The 16,835-nt window shown below is 63.8% G+C and carries 13 protein-coding genes; 10 read left to right on the top strand and 3 right to left on the bottom strand.

The window, feature by feature from the left end:
* Positions 1-48 precede the first annotated feature (48 nt).
* Together ACG33_RS11080 and ACG33_RS11085 are read left to right on the top strand one after the other, a co-directional pair.
* Positions 49-1,293 (top strand): NnrS family protein, encoded by a 1,245-nt coding sequence (locus tag ACG33_RS11080; RefSeq protein ID WP_066923266.1) that lies wholly within the window; start codon positions 49-51, stop codon positions 1,291-1,293.
* Positions 1,294-1,327: 34 nt separating this feature from the next.
* Positions 1,328-1,726 (top strand): SirB2 family protein, encoded by a 399-nt coding sequence (locus ACG33_RS11085; RefSeq protein WP_066921202.1) that lies wholly within the window; start codon positions 1,328-1,330, stop codon positions 1,724-1,726.
* Between the two features lie 76 nt (positions 1,727-1,802).
* Here ACG33_RS11085 and ACG33_RS11090 read toward each other — a convergent pair whose 3' ends face one another.
* A complete protein-coding gene (locus tag ACG33_RS11090; protein WP_168160075.1) occupies positions 1,803-3,359 on the bottom strand; it encodes a bifunctional aminoglycoside phosphotransferase/ATP-binding protein in 1,557 nt (518 codons plus the stop codon).
* A gap of 103 nt (positions 3,360-3,462) precedes the next feature.
* Between ACG33_RS11090 and ACG33_RS11095 the strand changes: the two genes are divergently transcribed.
* The 3 genes from ACG33_RS11095 to ACG33_RS11105 all read left to right on the top strand — a co-directional run bounded on the left by ACG33_RS11095 (position 3,463) and on the right by ACG33_RS11105 (position 7,310).
* Entirely contained in the window at positions 3,463-6,180 is a 2,718-nt protein-coding gene (locus ACG33_RS11095; RefSeq protein ID WP_066921205.1) for a heavy metal translocating P-type ATPase, read from the top strand.
* Positions 6,177-6,437, top strand: a complete 261-nt coding sequence (gene ccoS, locus ACG33_RS11100; RefSeq protein WP_083536797.1) for a cbb3-type cytochrome oxidase assembly protein CcoS — start codon at positions 6,177-6,179, stop codon at positions 6,435-6,437. The genes ACG33_RS11095 and ccoS overlap by 4 nt, the downstream gene beginning before the upstream one ends.
* Positions 6,438-6,518: 81 nt before the next feature.
* Positions 6,519-7,310, top strand: coding sequence for a sulfite exporter TauE/SafE family protein (locus ACG33_RS11105; RefSeq protein ID WP_066921207.1), 792 nt, complete (start codon positions 6,519-6,521; stop codon positions 7,308-7,310).
* Positions 7,311-7,487: 177 nt separating this feature from the next.
* Here the strand turns inward: ACG33_RS11105 and rocF are convergent, their stop codons facing one another.
* Entirely contained in the window at positions 7,488-8,450 is a 963-nt protein-coding gene (rocF, locus tag ACG33_RS11110) for an arginase (RefSeq protein WP_066921209.1), read from the bottom strand.
* A 181-nt stretch (positions 8,451-8,631) separates the two neighbouring features.
* On the opposite strand from rocF, the gene ACG33_RS11115 reads away from it, so the two are divergent.
* Complete coding sequence (locus tag ACG33_RS11115) at positions 8,632-9,054, top strand: Lrp/AsnC family transcriptional regulator (RefSeq protein ID WP_066923269.1); 423 nt, start codon at positions 8,632-8,634, stop codon at positions 9,052-9,054.
* Between the two features lie 274 nt (positions 9,055-9,328).
* A complete protein-coding gene (locus tag ACG33_RS11120) occupies positions 9,329-10,201 on the top strand; it encodes a serine hydrolase (protein ID WP_210399026.1) in 873 nt (290 codons plus the stop codon).
* A gap of 166 nt (positions 10,202-10,367) precedes the next feature.
* Here ACG33_RS11120 and ACG33_RS11125 read toward each other — a convergent pair whose 3' ends face one another.
* Positions 10,368-10,970, bottom strand: a complete 603-nt coding sequence (locus tag ACG33_RS11125; RefSeq protein ID WP_066921211.1) for an acyl carrier protein phosphodiesterase — start codon at positions 10,968-10,970, stop codon at positions 10,368-10,370.
* A 701-nt stretch (positions 10,971-11,671) separates the two neighbouring features.
* Between ACG33_RS11125 and ACG33_RS11130 the strand changes: the two genes are divergently transcribed.
* The 3 genes from ACG33_RS11130 (at position 11,672) to ACG33_RS11140 (ending at position 16,820) form a co-directional block, all read left to right on the top strand.
* Positions 11,672-13,549, top strand: a complete 1,878-nt coding sequence (locus tag ACG33_RS11130) for an assimilatory sulfite reductase (NADPH) flavoprotein subunit (RefSeq protein WP_066921213.1) — start codon at positions 11,672-11,674, stop codon at positions 13,547-13,549.
* Between the two features lie 6 nt (positions 13,550-13,555).
* Positions 13,556-15,334 carry an NADPH-dependent assimilatory sulfite reductase hemoprotein subunit gene (locus ACG33_RS11135; protein ID WP_066923275.1) on the top strand — a complete coding sequence of 593 codons (1,779 nt, stop codon included), beginning with the start codon at positions 13,556-13,558 and terminating at the stop codon, positions 15,332-15,334.
* A gap of 112 nt (positions 15,335-15,446) precedes the next feature.
* On the top strand, positions 15,447-16,820 hold the full coding sequence (locus ACG33_RS11140; RefSeq protein WP_066921215.1) for an amidase: 1,374 nt from the start codon (positions 15,447-15,449) through the stop codon (positions 16,818-16,820).
* Positions 16,821-16,835: the final 15 nt, after the last annotated feature.

A 16,835-nucleotide genomic window follows, 5' to 3' on the forward strand; every position in this document is an offset into this window, starting at 1 on the left:
AATTCGTCCGCACGCGACGCTGACGCGCCGCCGAATCAGGAGCCCTCGATGTCCGCCCCCGATGCCGCCTTGCCCGCCTTACCCGCCGGCGTCTTGCGTCAAGTGGCTGCCGCGCCGCATCGTCTGTTGTTTTTCGTGGGGGCTACGAATGTATTGCTGGCCATGTGCTGGTGGGCCGTATGGCTCGCCGGTATGCGCTGGCTGCCGGCCGGCGTAGTGCAACCACCGGTTCCTGCGGGCTGGTTGCATGCGATGTTGATGCAGTATCAGGTACTGCCGGCATTCATGTTCGGATTTCTGCTGACCGTCTTTCCCCGCTGGATGAATCAGCCGGAGCTCGGCCGCCGGCACTATATGCCGGTCGCTGTGGGCATGCTGGGAGGCCAGGTGCTGACGCTGGCGGGCCTGTTCGGCGGTATGACGCTGCTGCAACTCGGCGCCGCGTCCACGACGGCCGGCTGGGCGATCGGAACCTTCATCCTGGCACGCCTGGTATGGATCGACCAGGGCCGTACCTGGCATGCGGTGAGCTGTCTGGCCGCACTCATTTTCGGCCTGCTCGGCCTGGGGCTGTACAACACCTACCTGCTGAATCTCGATGCGCGCTCTTTGTTCACCGCCATCAAGCTCGGCAGCATGGTCGTACTGCTGCCGATCTTCCTGACCATATGCCATCGCATGATACCCTTCTTCGCCAGCATGGCGCTCCAGGGCGGCTACCGTGTCGTGCGGCCGATGTGGGTCCTGGCCGCAGCATGGGCCCTGCTGCTGACCCATACCTGGATGGAACTGCGGCATGCCTACGCCTGGCTATGGTGGGTCGATCTGCCGTTTGCGGTGCTGAGCGGCGGACTTTTATGGGCATGGTGGCCACGCAGGCAGGCCATGCCGGCACTGTTGCGCGTGCTGTTCGTCGGCTTCACCTGGCTGCCGATCGCATTCTTGCTGTACAGCGCCCAAAGTCTATGGTTCTGGCTGAACGGCGAATTCATCCTGGGACGCGCGCCGGCACATGCCTTGTTCGTAGGCTGCTTCGGCAGCCTGCTCGTGGCGATGGTCACCCGGGTCACACAGGGTCATGCAGGCCGGCCGCTGATCCTGGGGAATATCGCCGCGTTCACCTTCATTTTCATTCAGGCAGTGGTGCTGGTGCGCATGCTCGGCGAGATCCTGCCCGACGCAATGGCATGGCAGGCGATGGCGGCTTGGGGCTGGGTCCTGGCGTTCTTGCCGTGGGTGCTGCGTTCAGCCTGGCTTTATCTGACCCCGCGCGCCGACGGCCGCCCCGGCTAAGAATCTCCGGCTGAGAATCCTTTGGAGGATATGCATGGCGTTGATCGAGTTCTATCCACACATCCGCAGCGTGCACATCGCCTCGATCCTGGCCAGCGGCGCACTGTTTCTGGTGCGCGGGGCAGCACTGCAAGCCGGCGCTCGTTGGGTGATGGTCGCGCCGTTACGCTATCTCAGCTATGCGATCGACACGGTGCTGCTCGCCAGCGCCATTGTACTGTGCGTGATCCTGGGGCAATACCCGATCGCACAAGACTGGCTGACCGCCAAAGTAGTACTGATGCTGGCCTACATCGTCCTTGGCAGCTACGGGCTCAAGCGCGGCCGCACGCGCGCCACACGCATGGGATTTTGGCTGGCTGCGCTGGCCGTCTATGCCTTGATCATCAGTATCGCCCGCACCCGCAATCCCCTGGGTGTGTTCGCGATGTAACCGCCGCCTTTATGCCCTGGCCCGCACCGCAATCCTTTCCTTGGGTCGTGCCCTGCGGACGGCAGGATTTCCCAAGCTATGGTTTCACGGTCTTGCGGTCCGATGATGCCTCCGCCTGCAGATTCACGATCCTCGCCGCCACGCGCGCCGCGGCCCCGGGGGCACGCGTATCGACCTCGATGACGGCCCCCCGCTCGAACTCGGCGAACGGCTCCCAGGCATGTACCTGCCGGAGCATCACCGCCTCATCGGCTTCCGAGGCATCCTTGCCCGCGCGCTGACGCGCCGATAGCCGCCGGCCGAGTTCCTCCGCCGGCGCCACGCAATGCAGCAATACCAGGGGCACATCGAGTTCGTCCGCGAGCGCGCTGAATCGGTGCCGCTCGGCCTGCTTCAAAAACGCGGCGTCGACGATGACGCTCTGGCCGGCACGCAACTGCTCGCCGGCCAGATGCAGCAGGCGTTCATAGACACGATCATTGAACGCCGAAGTATAGATATCGATCCCCGCCTGTAGCGACGACTGGTCGGCCTGCAATCCCGCCATACGCTTTCGTTCCACGTCGGAGCGGATGCGGATCGCGCCCGCTGCGGCCATCACCCGTTCGCTCAGCCACGTTTTCCCGGAGCCCGACAGGCCGCAGGTCAACACCAGAACCGCGCGCGAGCCCTGGACCAAGATCCGTGCCGCGTCCAGGTAGCGGCGAGCTTCGCCCGGCTCGCCGCCCAATAACAGCACCTTGACCCGCACCAGCGCACGATGCACGAAAAAATAGCCCAGCAGCCCGATCGCCTCATAATCGCCGGCCCTCTCGAGCCAGCCGTTCAGGAATGCATAAGCCAGATCACGACGGCCCCGGGCGACCAGATCCATGAACAAAAAGGCGGCGTCATCCAGCACATCGATACGCCGCAGGGAAATATCGAATTCCAGGCAATCGAAGGCGGTCAGGCGTCCCTCGAAGCGCACCACATTCCCGACATGCAGGTCACCATGACACTCACGGACACGACCCAGTGCCGCCCGCCGCTCCAGCGCGGCGGCGCAGCCCGCTGCCCAATCCCGCAGCCACCGCGCCACCTCGGCCAGCGGTTGCAGTCCACCAGGATCCTCGGGACGAGCGCTTGTTTCGGCGAGCAGCTCATCCAGATTCGCCGCCACGGTCGCCTGACTGCGCTGCGCCATGCCAGCCGTGCTATACACCGGACAGCCTTCCTGCAACTGCGCCAGTTGCTGTCCGAACACGTTCAGCTCCTCGCACGTCACCGCGTCGCGCGCCAGCAGCGCACCGAGTTCCTGTTCGGTGTCGAACCGGTGCAGCCGGACGGCATACTCGATCGGCGCGCTCCGCGGCTCGAAAATAGGCCGCGCTGCCGTACCGTGGATGGCGACGACGTCCACGTACAAGGTCGGTGCGAATCGGCGGTTCAGTCGTAATTCATCCTCGCAAGCCTGCCGGCGCCGCTCCAGGGTGGAAAAATCGACGAAACCGAAGCGCACCGGCTTCTTGATCTTGTACGCGTACGTCCCGGCCAGCAGCACCCAGGAAATATGGGTCTGCTTCACGACCACGGACGCCACCGGATGCGGATAGCATGCGGGTTCCCGCAGCGCCTCGATAAGCTCGCTCACGGTGCCGGGCCGGGAAACCGGGAAAATTCCCGCGCAATCGGCTGGCCAAGCAGGGTTATTGACCGCATCATGAACGGTATCATAGGCCGTATCATAGGCCTGCATGCCCGGGATATTCGCGGGCGGCATGGAGAACGCATTGGCATTGATTGACGTCACCGGGACCGACGTCACCGGTATCGGCGACGAATCGACTCGTTCGCCGGCGCGGCGACGGGATGAGGATAGCTGCGTGAGCGCCACCGCAGCAACGTCCTGCTTTCATTGCGGCGAGCCCCTCGGAGGCTCGACCTTGACGGCGCACATCGGCGCCGATGTGCGCCCCGTATGCTGCAACGGTTGCCTCGCCGTGGCCGAATTGATCGCCGGCACCGGCCTGGGCGATTTCTATCGCTTCCGCAAGACCCCCTCCGCACGACCTGCCGAGATGACCGAAGACGTATGGGCCGGCTTTGCACACCCGGATGTTGCAGCGCAATTCGTCCGGCATGCGAATGGGCGGGATTCGGTCATCCTGATCCTCGACGGGTTGCGCTGTTCGGCCTGCGGCTGGCTGGTGGAGCAGATTCTACGCCGCACGCCGGGCGTGCACGAAGCCAGTGCCAATACCACGACAGGACGGGCACACATCGTCTGGGATCCTGCACGCGCCAATCTCGCCGATATCATGCGAACCATCGCGCAGCTGGGCTACCAGCCTCATGCGCTGAACGATACCGACCGCGTCCGCCTGCAACAGCAGGAACATCGCAATGCGCTCAAGCGCCTGGCCGTCGCCGGCTTCGGCATGATGCAAGTCATGATGTTCGCAGTGTCGGTCTACGCCGCCGATCTCACCGGCGAAGTCATGGACGCAAGCCTGCTGCATTTTTTCCGCATCATCAGCCTGTTGATCTCCACACCGGTGATGTTCTATGCCGGTGCGCCGATTTTCGCGGGTGCCTGGAGCAGTCTGCGGCTGCGCACCGTCGGCATGGATGTCCCGGTAAGCATCGCACTGGTTCTCGCCTATGCAGCCAGCGTCTGGAACACGCTGCAAAACCACGGTGAGGTGTACTTCGATTCCGTCACGATGTTCGTGTTCTTCCTGACCCTCGGGCGCTTCGTGCAAATGAGTGCGCGGCATCGCACCACCGATATCACCGACGCGCTGGCACGCCAACTGCCGCCGTTCGCGCACCGCATATACGAGAACACCGTACAGGATGTACCGGCATCCAGCCTGAGTCGCGGTGACGTGGTCCTGGTGCGCAGCGGAGAAATTCTACCCGTGGATGGTGAGCTCATCGATGCGCAGGCGTATCTCGATGAGGCCATGCTGACCGGAGAATCCATGCCGGTGCTGCGCCGCGCCGGCGAGCAGCTCACGGCGGGCACGCTGAACGTGCAGGATCCGATCCGGATCCGGGCCACACAAATCGCCTCCGGCACGGTCATGTCGCATATCGTAGCGCTGCTGCGACGCGCACAAGCGCAGAAGCCGGCCATCTCCCGGGCAGCGGACGCCGCGGCGGCGCGCTTCCTGCGCTATGTGCTGCTGGGCGCCGGCCTGACCTGCGCCGCATGGCTGGCGATCGATCCGTCGCGCGCATTCGAGGCAACCCTTGCCGTCCTGGTGGTCGCCTGTCCCTGCGCATTCGCGATCGCCACACCCGCAGCCATGTCCGCCGCGACGGCACAACTGGCGCGCCGCGGTCTGCTGGTCACCCGGCCCGATGCGCTGGAAGCGTTGGCGAATATCGATATCGTCGTATTCGACAAGACAGGCACGCTGACCTCGGCCGAGCTGAAACTCACCGAGTGTACGACGACGGGTACCCTGGACGAATACACCTGCCGGCAGATCGCGGCCTCGCTGGAGCAGGCCTCGGAGCATCCCCTGGCGCGGGCGTTTTCCGGTATCGCACCGCTTGGCGAGGCGCGCGAGCTTCGCTGCGTGGCCGGAGCAGGCGTCGAGGGCATCGTGCAAGGACGCCACTATCGCATCGGTTCGCCCCGGTTCATTGAACAGCTGCGCTCGGCACCCTCCTCACAAAAGGATCTGTACCGCCCGGAAGACGGCACAGATCCGCTGGCCAGACCGGATGCCCCCGGCGAAAATCCCGCCGGGAAACCCGCGGCTACGACGCTGTGGCTGGGCGATGAGCAGCAGATACTCGCCCGCTTCCAACTGCACGACGCCGTGCGCCCCGATGCGGCAGAAAGCGTCGCTGCCCTGCACGAGGCCGGCATCGACAGCCGGATCCTCAGCGGCGATGGCGAAGCTGCCGTGGCTTCGGTCGCCGCAAGCTGCGGCATTACCGAATTCAGCGCTCGCTGTTCGCCGGCCGACAAACTGGCGGCCGTCCAGGCCATGCAGGCTGAAGGACGACGCGTCGCGATGATGGGCGACGGCGTCAACGATGCACCCGTGCTGGCGGCGGCGGACGTGTCGCTGGCCATGGGCCGCGGTGCCGCGCTGGCCCATGCCGGTGCAGACATGCTGTTGATAGGCGAGCGCATGCGGGCCTTGCCGGAAGCGGTGGCACTATCGCGCAAGACACTACGGATCGCCCGCCAGAATCTGTTGTGGGCGGCGACGTACAATCTGGGCTCACTGCCGCTGGCGGCGCTGGGATTCATTCCGCCGTGGCTCGCCGCCCTGGGCATGTCGCTCAGCTCCATCGGCGTGGTACTCAATGCCCTGCGCCTGCTTCCCTCTAAAACCACGAGCCGCTCGGGATCCGGTACGGGCCTCGAATGGTCCGGCACCCACACGCGCGACGTTCCCGCCGGCGCCGCCGGTGCGGATTCCGCGGCATCAGCGACCTCCGCGCCATGAACATCCTGTATGTCATGATTCCCTTGAGTCTGGTGCTGGTCGTGGCCGCCGGCTGGGCATTTTTCTGGGCGGTCGGCAGCGGCCAGTTCGACGACCTGGAATCGCCGGCCTGGGAGGTGCTGCGCGAACCCTCCGATACCGGCACCACCGATGTCTCCGCCGGCGAACAAACGGCAGAGATATCCGCTGCGGCCGACGCGGATCGTGTCCGGACGGGTGCCCGCAAACGGGTACCGGACGACACGCTCGCCGGTTGAATCAATGTTGATTTGACATCATGACGTCCATGCGTTTCCACTCCATGGCCGGCCGGCGCTGACCGCCGTGCGGATACCTTCATGAGCCTGGACACGAGCGGCATGATCAGCTTGTGGGCGGCATTGATCGCCGGGCTATCGGGCAGCGCACATTGTTTTGCGATGTGCGGCGGGCTGGCCGGAGCGCTGGGCATGCGCGCTCGTGCCGCCTCCCCCGGACGCAGCGCCGGGTTGAATGCCTTGGCGTATCATCTGGGCCGCATCGGCGGATACATGCTCGCGGGTGCCTTGTGCGGCGCGTTCGGTGCAGGCTTGCAATCGGCGCTGGATCTGACACGGCTAGCGGTGAGCCTGCGTATCGCCAGCGGTGTACTGCTGATACTGGTGGCGATACGCCTTCTGTCCGCTCGAAACCTGCTGGCCTGGCTGGACGGGCTGGGAGCGCGATTCTGGCGCCGGCTGCAACCGGCGGCGCACCGGGCAGCGCGTTCGAGTGGCCTGGGCTCGGCCCTGGCCCTAGGGTTGATGTGGGGCTGGCTGCCATGCGGCCTGGTGTATTCCATGCTGCTATTCGCGGCGCTGAGCGGCACTGCCCTGCATGGCGCGACGATCATGGCCGCCTTCGGCGCCGGCACCTTACCGTCGATGCTGGGCAGCACGCTGCTCGCCTCACGCCTGCAAGCCTGGGTGTCGAAACGATGGCCGCGAGTGGTCAGCGGTACCGTATTGCTGATATTCGGCATGTGGATGGCGCTTGCCGCCATCGACCATGGAGGACATGGCCACGGCGGACAAGAAGGCCATGCGCCGGACAACGGACATGCGCATCCCCTTGCGCACGACCCCGTAGATGCGGCGGGACATCCTCATTGAGCGGAGAGCACTGAGCAGGGGTACCTGAGCAGGGGTGCCTGAGCAGGGGTGCCTGAGCAGGGGTGCCTGAGCAGGGGTGCCTGAGCAGGGGTGCCTGAGCAGGGGGACGACTCGGGCAACGCCCACCGCCGCCGCACGATGTGCCGCTTACTGCCCGCCCCCGTGCCGTGCCGTCCATCATTCACCGCGCGCGGCGCCGATGCCCCCGTCCGCGTCGACAGGCCGCATCAAAGTACTCTTGCCGAACAGCGATTCGACCAGATCCACCGCCAGCATCGCCGTCCGGTTATGCATGTCGAAGGCCGGGTTGAGCTCCATGATGTCCAGCGAACAGAGCTGCCCCGTATCGGCGATCATTTCCATGCACAGCTGCGCCTCGCGATAGGTGGGACCGCCGGGCACCGTCGTACCCACGCCAGGCGCAATGACGGGATCCAGAAAATCCACATCGAAGCTGACATGCAAGTGCGTGCGCTCATCCATGCCGGACAGCGCTCCCCGCATGGCGCGCCGCATTCCCATCTCGTCGATGTAGCGCATGTCGAAAACATTCAATCCCTGCTCATGCACAAAGCGTTTCTCCGCCGGATCCACGCTGCGGATGCCGATCTGGCGCACGGCGCGCGGTTCGATGGCGGGCACCTGCCCGCTGAGCTCCACCAGTTCCCGAGGTCCGAATCCGCACAGACAGGCGACCGACATGCCATGGAGATTGCCGCTGGGAGACAGCTCGCGGGTATTGAAATCGGTATGCGCATCGAGCCAGAGCACACGCAGCGTTCGATTCTTTTCCCGGCAATGGCGTGCCGCCGCGCTGATCGACCCTATCCCGAGACAGTGATCCCCACCGAGCAGGATGGGCAGACGCGAGGCTTGCAGCTGAGCATACACCGCGTCATGCACCTGGCGGTTCCAATGCACCACTTCATGGAGGTGGCGATAGCCGTCGACAGCCGGCCGCCAGGGATTGCCGGGACCGTTGAGATTACCCCTGTCCAGCACCTCGAGGCCGCGGCCTGCCAGCGCCTCCTGCAAACCGGCGACCCGCAGCGCCTCGGGCCCCATGGAAGCGCCTCGATCCGCCGCGCCGACATCGGTGGGCGCACCGATGAGCGCCGCCACACGCACACTTTGAACCATTTTTACCGCCTCCTCCTGCTCATAAACGACGCCACCGGTCTGCAGCGTCGTAATGTTTTAGCCAGTGTCTTGGAGCCCGGCAGCAGATGAAAGCCGATGAACTGTTCAAAAATTGTTCTGCTTTGCGCAAATCACCATAAAATACTGGCGTTCTGTATGCAGAATGGAAGCGGAAGGCCTGATGGACGATATCGACCGCCAGTTGATCGCCTTGCTGCGCGACAATGCGCGCACCTCGATCGCCTCGCTCGCCAAGTCGCTGCGGGTTGCGCGAGGGACGGTGCAAAATCGCCTGGCACGCCTGCAGGCTGCGGGCACGATCGTCGGCTACACCGTGCGTCTGCGCCCGCAGGTGGAGGAACAACGCATCCGCGCCTTGATGACGATCGCCGTCGAGGGCAACAGGACCGACGCCGTCATCCGTGCGCTGCGAGGCGACCCGGCCGTCTCCGCGTTGTTCAGCACCAACGGACGCTGGGATGTGGTTGCGGAGTTGCGCGCCGAAAGTCTGGAAGTATTCGACCGGGTACTGGGCCGGATCCGCCTGATTCCGGGTATTTCCAATACCGAGACCAGCCTGCTGCTATCGGTACACAAGCTCTGAGTCAGCGGATCTCCGCAACGGCGCGGCATACTCCGGCACACACGCGATCGATATCCGGAATCGCGCCCATGAAGGTCCACCGGTATGAGCGCACCCCCTTCGGCCCGCACAGCCACCCTGCTCCACGCATCCGCGCCGGCCGGCATATTCCAGGAAGGCCGCGTCATGCAAATGTGGCCGAAATCCACTCACGCATGACGTAAATACGGGCATACTTGCGCGCGCCGGCGATTATTCGCCTGTTTCGATTCAAAAAAATCAACCAAGGAACACCTTGCGATTCATTACCGCAAACACGCCGCTTGCCTGGCTGGCCATGATCCTGTCGATTCTGTCACCGGCCGCACTGGCCGCTGGCGCACAGCGCCCGGCGCCCGATGTGCGCTCCGAAGCCGTGCTGGTCATCGATGCCGCCGACGATTCCGTACTGCTGGCAAGAAATGCCGATATCCCCGTGCCGATCGCATCGATCACAAAGCTGATGACAGCGCTGGTGGTACTCGAAGCCGGCCTGCCACGGGATGAAGAGATCAGGATCACCACCGAGGACCGCGCCACGAACGTCGGCGGGCCGTCGCGCATCGTCATCGGCGCCAGCCTGACGCGCGGCGAGTTGTTGCATCTTGCTCTGATGTCCTCCGAAAACCGCGCTGCGCATGCGCTGGGCCGCAGCTTTCCGGGCGGTATGCCCGCCATCCTGCGCAGCATGAACGCCAAGGCGGCGACGCTAGGCATGACACGCACCCGTTTCGCCGATACCACCGGCCTGTCCAGCAGCAATGTCGCCAGTCCCGCCGATCTGGCAAAACTCGTCAGGGAGGCTGCCCGCCATCGGCTGATCCGCGAATACTCGACCGATCCGGATGAAACTGTAACGGTCATCCGCCATCAGGTGGAGTGCCGCAACACCAACCTGCTGGTACGCAAGCCGGAATGGGATATCCAGATCCAAAAAACAGGCTATACACAGGCGGCCGGACGTTGCCTGGTCATGCAGGCGACCATCGATGACCGCCCTATCGTGATGGTGCTGTTGAATTCCTTCGGCAAGTACACTCGTACGGCGGATGCGATTCGTATCCGCCGCTGGATGGAAGAAAGAGCGCATCAATCCGTACAACTCGCCAGCAGTCACCACGCTACCTAGCCGTCCGACAGTTGTCCGGCTGTCCTCATCGATCGACTATTCCGACAGTATTTCCCAGGCAGGTATTCCGGATACAGTGGGTACCGCCCGGCGTTCGGACGCGGTGGGTACCGTCCGGCGTTCGGACGCGGCGGTGTCCGGGCGCTCGGACCGGACTTCACCGGAGTCAGCCCTCGCCGCTTTCCTCCCGTGCGACATATTCCTGAAGCTGCGGAAAAAACTCGATGAAATCCGCGATGAAACCCTGTTCCTGCGCACGCAGGATCGCAATACTGCGCGCCAGCGCGAATTCGCGGCCCCAGCGCCGTGACAAATACGCGCTCAGCCGCGCCAGGGCGCGTTCCACGCCGGTAAGGTGCTGGTAGGATCCCAACAGGTCATTGTGCAGGATATGTCCCAAGGTCAGCTGCGCCTGTTCCGGCAGCGGCATGCCGCGGCGCTGAACGGCTGTGTAAAAGTCGGCGGTGAAGCGATTCAAGGGAACCGCCGCATATGCGCCCCAGCGGGTGGCCAATAAATGATCATAGAATATGTCGACCAGTACACCACTGAAGCGCCGGTATTCGCCGCCGATGCGTGCCCGGCTGCGAAGCACGACCGGATGCGCATCGGTATAGCGGTCGATCGCCTTGTGGCACTGGACGCCACGCAGGAATTGTGCGCTCATGCCGCGGCGCTCGTCACCGCGCACCAGGTCCGCGAGCAAATTGCCGAGTTGGAAATCGATCTCCGCCGGCGGTGACAGGAAGACGTGCGCCAGCCAGTTCATGGATCCAAATCGAAGTTCGCCGGACTACTGGATGCGAACGGATCCAGACCGGATGCGCCCGGTTCCGAATGCACGGCCCCGAAGTCGGGCCGCGCGTAGCGCGCGGCTGGATCGAACCAAGGAATCATCTCTTCAGCATTCCACCAGGAAGCATCTTCCGATAGCGTCTTTCGTGTTCAACGCGGCCCGTCCGCGGGCTGCCTGGCGGCGCCCGATCATTGAAGACTAGGACCTGGATGTTGCAAGCGTCAATGTCTCCACACCGCCGTCTCTCCACGCCGCCGTGGGTGGGTGGGCGCTCCGCATCGGCCCTACGCAAGCTCCCTTCGTATTGGCCGCGGACGAACGCCCTTCCTATTGGCCATGGACGAGCGCCCTTCACACCAGCCGTGGGCGAGCTTCCCCTTCGTACCGGCCATCCGCGAGCGACCGCTGATAGCCAGAAGGCATACCCATAAAGCCAGATGCTCTTTTTTTAATCATGTTGCGGAATGCTATCGTTCCTGCCTTCGAAGCCGCGCCTGCGGCGAGTATTCTCCCAGGAGAACGACCATGAGCTTGCAGAGCGGCGATAAAGCACCGGATTTCAGCGCGGGAACGCCGCCGGGCTCTACCCGGCCCCATACCCGGCGGATCGATTGCCGGCCAGTATCGGCGATATTCCAGTAATCAACCCTCACTTGAGTGACTCATCCAGACTCATGTCGGCCGTCATAGACACTGTCTCGCCCCTCCATGCTCTGCCTGCGGCGCCGGCACAGTCGCCGGCATGGGCGGCCGCACCGTTCGACCCGGCACTGGCCGCAGACCTGCGTCAGCTGATCGCGCGGCTCGACGGATCGCAGCGACTGTGGCTGAGCGGCTATCTGGCCGGCAGCCTGGCCCAGGCTCCGGCCGAACTGGCAACGGCTCCTGGGAGCGCACCCGCCGGTCCCCCGCTCGCAACCATCCTGTACGGCTCGCACAGCGGCAATTCGGAATCGGTGGCGCAACAGCTCGGCGAGACCCTGACGCGCCGCGGCCTGAGCTTCCGGATTCTGGACATGCTCGACTGCCGTAAGAATCATCTCCAGGAAGCGAGCAATGTCCTGGTCATCGTGAGCACCCATGGCGAGGGCGACCCGCCGGAGCGTGCCGTGCCGCTGCATGAACTATTGCATGGACGCAAGGCACCACGGCTGGATCATGTGAATTATTCCGTTCTGGCGCTCGGCGACTCCAGCTATGAGCGTTTTTGCGAAACCGGCCGGCAATTCGATGACCGCATGCAATCTCTGGGTGCCAAACGCCTGCATGATCGGGTCGAGTGTGATGTGGACTTCCAGGCACCTGCACAGCGCTGGGTCGATGCCGTCGCCGACGCCCTGGCAGCGGCCCATCCAAGCGCCGCTCCACAGGCTACGGCTTTCTTCGCCGGCTCGGCCGGCACGGAACGCGCTGCAAGCCCGATCGCCAACGCCTACACGCGCAAAAATCCGTTCCTGGCGCCGGTATTGCTGAATCAGCGTCTGACGGCCGGGAATTCCAGCAAAGACGTCCGCCATATCGAACTATCGATCGAGGGCTCGAATCTTCATTACGAACCTGGCGATGCACTGGGTATCGTGCCCCGCAACCAGGCGCGTGAGGTGGATGCGGTTCTGGCGGCGCTGGAGTTCGCAGCAGAGCAGCCTGTCACGGTTGGCGGCACGGAAACCAGCCTGCGCCAGGCGTTGCTGGAACATTTCGAGATCGGTCTGCTCAGCCGCACGTTCCTCGATCGCTATGCCAAGGCCGTATCCGCGCCGGCACTGACCCGCCTGCTTGCCGCACAGCAGCCGGAAATACTGCAGCGCTACCTGCACGGCCGGCATCTGATCGACCTGATCAAGGAACATCCGCCCCAGGGTCTGGATGCCTCCGCGTTCGTCCAGTTGCTGCCGCCGCTTGCCCCGCGCCTGTATTCCCTGGCCTCCAGTCTGCAGGCAACGCCGGACGAGGCGCACCTCACGGTCAGCATCGTGAAATATCATTCACTTGGGCGGCAGCGTCAGGGCGTCGTCTCGGGCTGGCTTGGCGCACTCGAGGATGAGGATGCGCACGCCCCGATTTATCTACAGCGCAATCCGGCTTTCCGGCTGCCGGCCAGCCACGACACGCCGATCATCATGATCGGCCCCGGTACCGGTGTCGCACCGTTCCGTGCCTTTCTCGCCGAGCGTGAAGCGCTCGGCGCTCAAGGTGCGAACTGGCTGTTCTTCGGCGATCGCAACTTCCATTACGACTTCCTGTATCAGACCGAGTGGCTGCAATGGCGCAAGAACGGTCTATTGAACCGTATCGACGTTGCATTCTCACGCGACAATGAGCGCAAGCAGTATGTTCAGCATCGTATGCTGGAGCAGGGCAAGGAATTGTTCGCCTGGCTGCAGGAAGGAGCGCACCTGTACGTGTGCGGTGACGCACAGTCCATGGCTCCGGACGTGGACCGCGTCCTGCACCAGATCATCGAACATCATGGGGCACTGTCCAGCGACCAGGCTGTCGAACAGGTGCTCGACTTGCAACGCCAGCGCCGTTACCAGAAGGATGTCTACTAGGTGGACCTGCCACGCCGTTTCGATCTATCACGCCCACTGTCCGAACTGCATCCCAACGAACAGCTGAAATTCGACAGCCGGTATTTGCGCGGTACCTTGGAGCAGAGTCTCGAAGATGCCATCACCGGCGCCATTGGCGACAACGATACGCAGCTCACGAAATTCTTCGGCATCTACCAGCAGGATGACCGCGAGTTACGCGAGGAACGCCGTCGCGCCCGGCTCGAACCACTCTACCAATTCATGGTGCGGGTACGACTGCCCGGCGGAGTATGTACGACCGAACAATGGCTGGCGCTGGATGCGCTTGCGCGCGAGAACGCCAATGGCACGCTGCGCCTGACGACTCGCCAGACCTTCCAGTTCCATGGCGTGTTCAAAGACAAGCTTAGACGTCATGTGCAAGGCATCTACGCGTCGGGACTCGATACCATCGCCGCCTGCGGCGACGTCAACCGCAACGTCATCGCCACTGCCAATCCATTACTGTCGAGCGCCCGCCGGGAAGCCACGGAAACGGCGCAGCGCATCGGTGCGCATCTGCTGCCGCGCACCGGCGCCTATCGCGAAATCCTCCTGCAGCAGTCCGGCGCCGGCGAGCATCCAGCAAGCCCGCCGGCCGGTAGCTCGGCTGCGGCCAGTACCGCGACCAGTGAAGAGCCGCTGTATGGCCACACCTATCTGCCACGCAAGTTCAAGATCGCGATCGCCGTTCCGCCGCATAACGACATCGACGTATACGCCCATGACCTGGGCCTGATCGCCATCGTCGAAAACGGTCACATCGTCGGCTACAACGTGCTGGTCGGCGGCGGCATGGGCATGACCCACCGGCAAGTCGCGACCTATCCTCGTCTGGGCGATGTCGCCGGCTTCTGTGAGGCCGCCGACGTCATCGAAGTCGTCGAACACACCATGTGCATCCAGCGCGACTACGGCGATCGCCACGATCGCTACCATGCTCGTTTCAAATACACGATCGAGGATCGTGGCATCGACTGGTTCAGGGAGGAATTGGCGCGTCGGGCAGGCAAGCCGCTGCAGGCCGCACGCGATTTTCATCTCGACACCTCGGGCGATCACTACGGCTGGCAGCAGGGCGAGGATGGACGCTGGCATTACACCCTGTTCATCGAGAATGGCCGGGTGGCCGATACGCCCGGGCGTACATTGATGAGCGGCTTACGGGAAATCGCCGCATCCTTCCCCGGTTTTTTCGCACTCAGCACCAACCAGAACGTAACGATCACGGGAATCGACACGGCCGATCGCGAGCGCCTGGAGGAAATATTACGTCGCCATAACATCGAGAACGACGTCAACCACACGGGACTGCGCCGTCATTCGATGGCTTGCGTCGCCTTCCCGACCTGCGGCCTGGCGATGGCCGAGAGCGAACGCTATCTGCCGTCGCTGATCGACCGGCTCGACGAGGCATTGCGCAATGCGGGGCTGGCTCAGGAACCGATTTCCATACGTATGACCGGCTGTCCGAACGGTTGCGCACGTCCCTACCTCGCGGAGATCGCACTCGTAGGCAAGGCACCGGGCAAGTACAACTTGTATCTTGGCGCCAGCGCCAACGGCGATCGCATGAACGCCCTGTACCGTGAAAATATCGACGAACCCCAGATCCTGGCGGCGCTGATCCCGCTGTTCGATGCCTATGCCGCGGAACGTCAGCCACAGGAACGCTTCGGCGACTTCGTGATTCGCAAAAACGTCGTCCCGCCCATGCTGGCGGGCAGGGATTTCCAGAAGATCGAAGCCGGCACGCCGGATTAAAAATCTGCCCAAGCGCAGAATCACCGCTCGGCCCGCTTCGCCAGGACTCCGGCAATCCAGCTTCACGGATGATCGACTGACTTCGTCGCTCTCATTCTGGCAGACTGACAGCATGCCGACACTTGCAGAACTTGCCCGACGACTCGATTCGGGCGCCACCAACGCACGCAGTCTGGTCGAGGAGGCGCTGGAGCGGATCCAGGATCCGGCGGGAGAAGGTGCCCGCGTCTTCATCCATGTCGGTGCCGACACCGCACGTGCACGTGCCGACGAAATCGATCGTCTGCGTGCCGCCGGACAATCCCTGCCCCCCTGGGCCGGCATCCCGATCGGCATCAAGGACCTGTTCGACGTCGAAGGTGAAGTCACACGCGCCGGGTCGCGCATCCTGGAGAACGCACCGGCCGCACGCGAGGATGCTCCCGCCGTCGCCCGCTTGCGCCGGGCGGGATTCATTTTCATCGGCCGCACGAACATGACGGAGTTCGCCTATTCCGGGCTCGGTCTGAATCCGCACTATGGCACGCCGCTCAATCCGTTCGACCGCGCGACGGGCCGCATTCCCGGCGGCTCGACCTCCGGCGGCGCGGTCGCGGTCACCGACGGCATGGCTGTCGCCAGCCTGGGCACCGATACCGGCGGTTCCTGCCGCATCCCCGCCGCACTCACCGGCATCGTGGGCTTCAAACCCACGGCCGATCGCGTACCGCGCAACGGCACGATTCCTCTCTCGCCCACCCTGGATTCGGTGGGGCCTTTAGCCAACAGCGTAGCCTGCTGTGCGACACTGGATGCGATCCTGCGTGACGCTCCCATGCAACTCCATGAAACGCCGCCGATGGTCGCCATGAAAGACCAGCGTTTGTTGCTGCCGACGACATTCGTACTCGACGATATGGACGATACCGTCGCATGCACCTTTGAACGAGCCGTCGACGCGCTTGCGCGTAGCGGCGCCCTGATCCAGCGCGCGCCGGTGTATGAGTTCGAGGTGATTCCCGATATCAACTTCAAGGGAGGCTTGGCCGCCGCCGAAGCCTACGCCTGGCATCGACAGTTTCTGGATCGGTACGCCGAGCGCTATGATCCACGCGTGATCGCGCGCATTCTCAAGGGACAGGAGCCCAGCGCCGAGGATATCCGGCAAATGCGCCAGGCGCGCCGCCGGCTCATCGAATCCTTCCATGCCGCAACCCGGGAATGGCATGCGCTGATCATGCCCACGGTACCGGTCATCGCACCGCCGCTATCGGCCGTCGCGCTCGATGCGGACTATGTCAGGCTCAATATGCTGATACTGCGCAATCCCGCGCTGGCAAACTTCCTGGATGGCTGCGGCGTTTCACTGCCCATCCATGCGCCCGGGGACGCGCCCGTGGGCCTGATGCTGATCGGCCGCCAAGGCGAGGACGCGCAACTGCTGGCGCTCGCAGCCACCATCGAGCAGGTATTGGCGCGCAGCGCCCCGTCGGTCACAGCCGCATAAAATAATTCTCGCTGC

This window comes from Steroidobacter denitrificans (assembly GCF_001579945.1).
GTDB lineage: Bacteria > Pseudomonadota > Gammaproteobacteria > Steroidobacterales > Steroidobacteraceae > Steroidobacter > Steroidobacter denitrificans.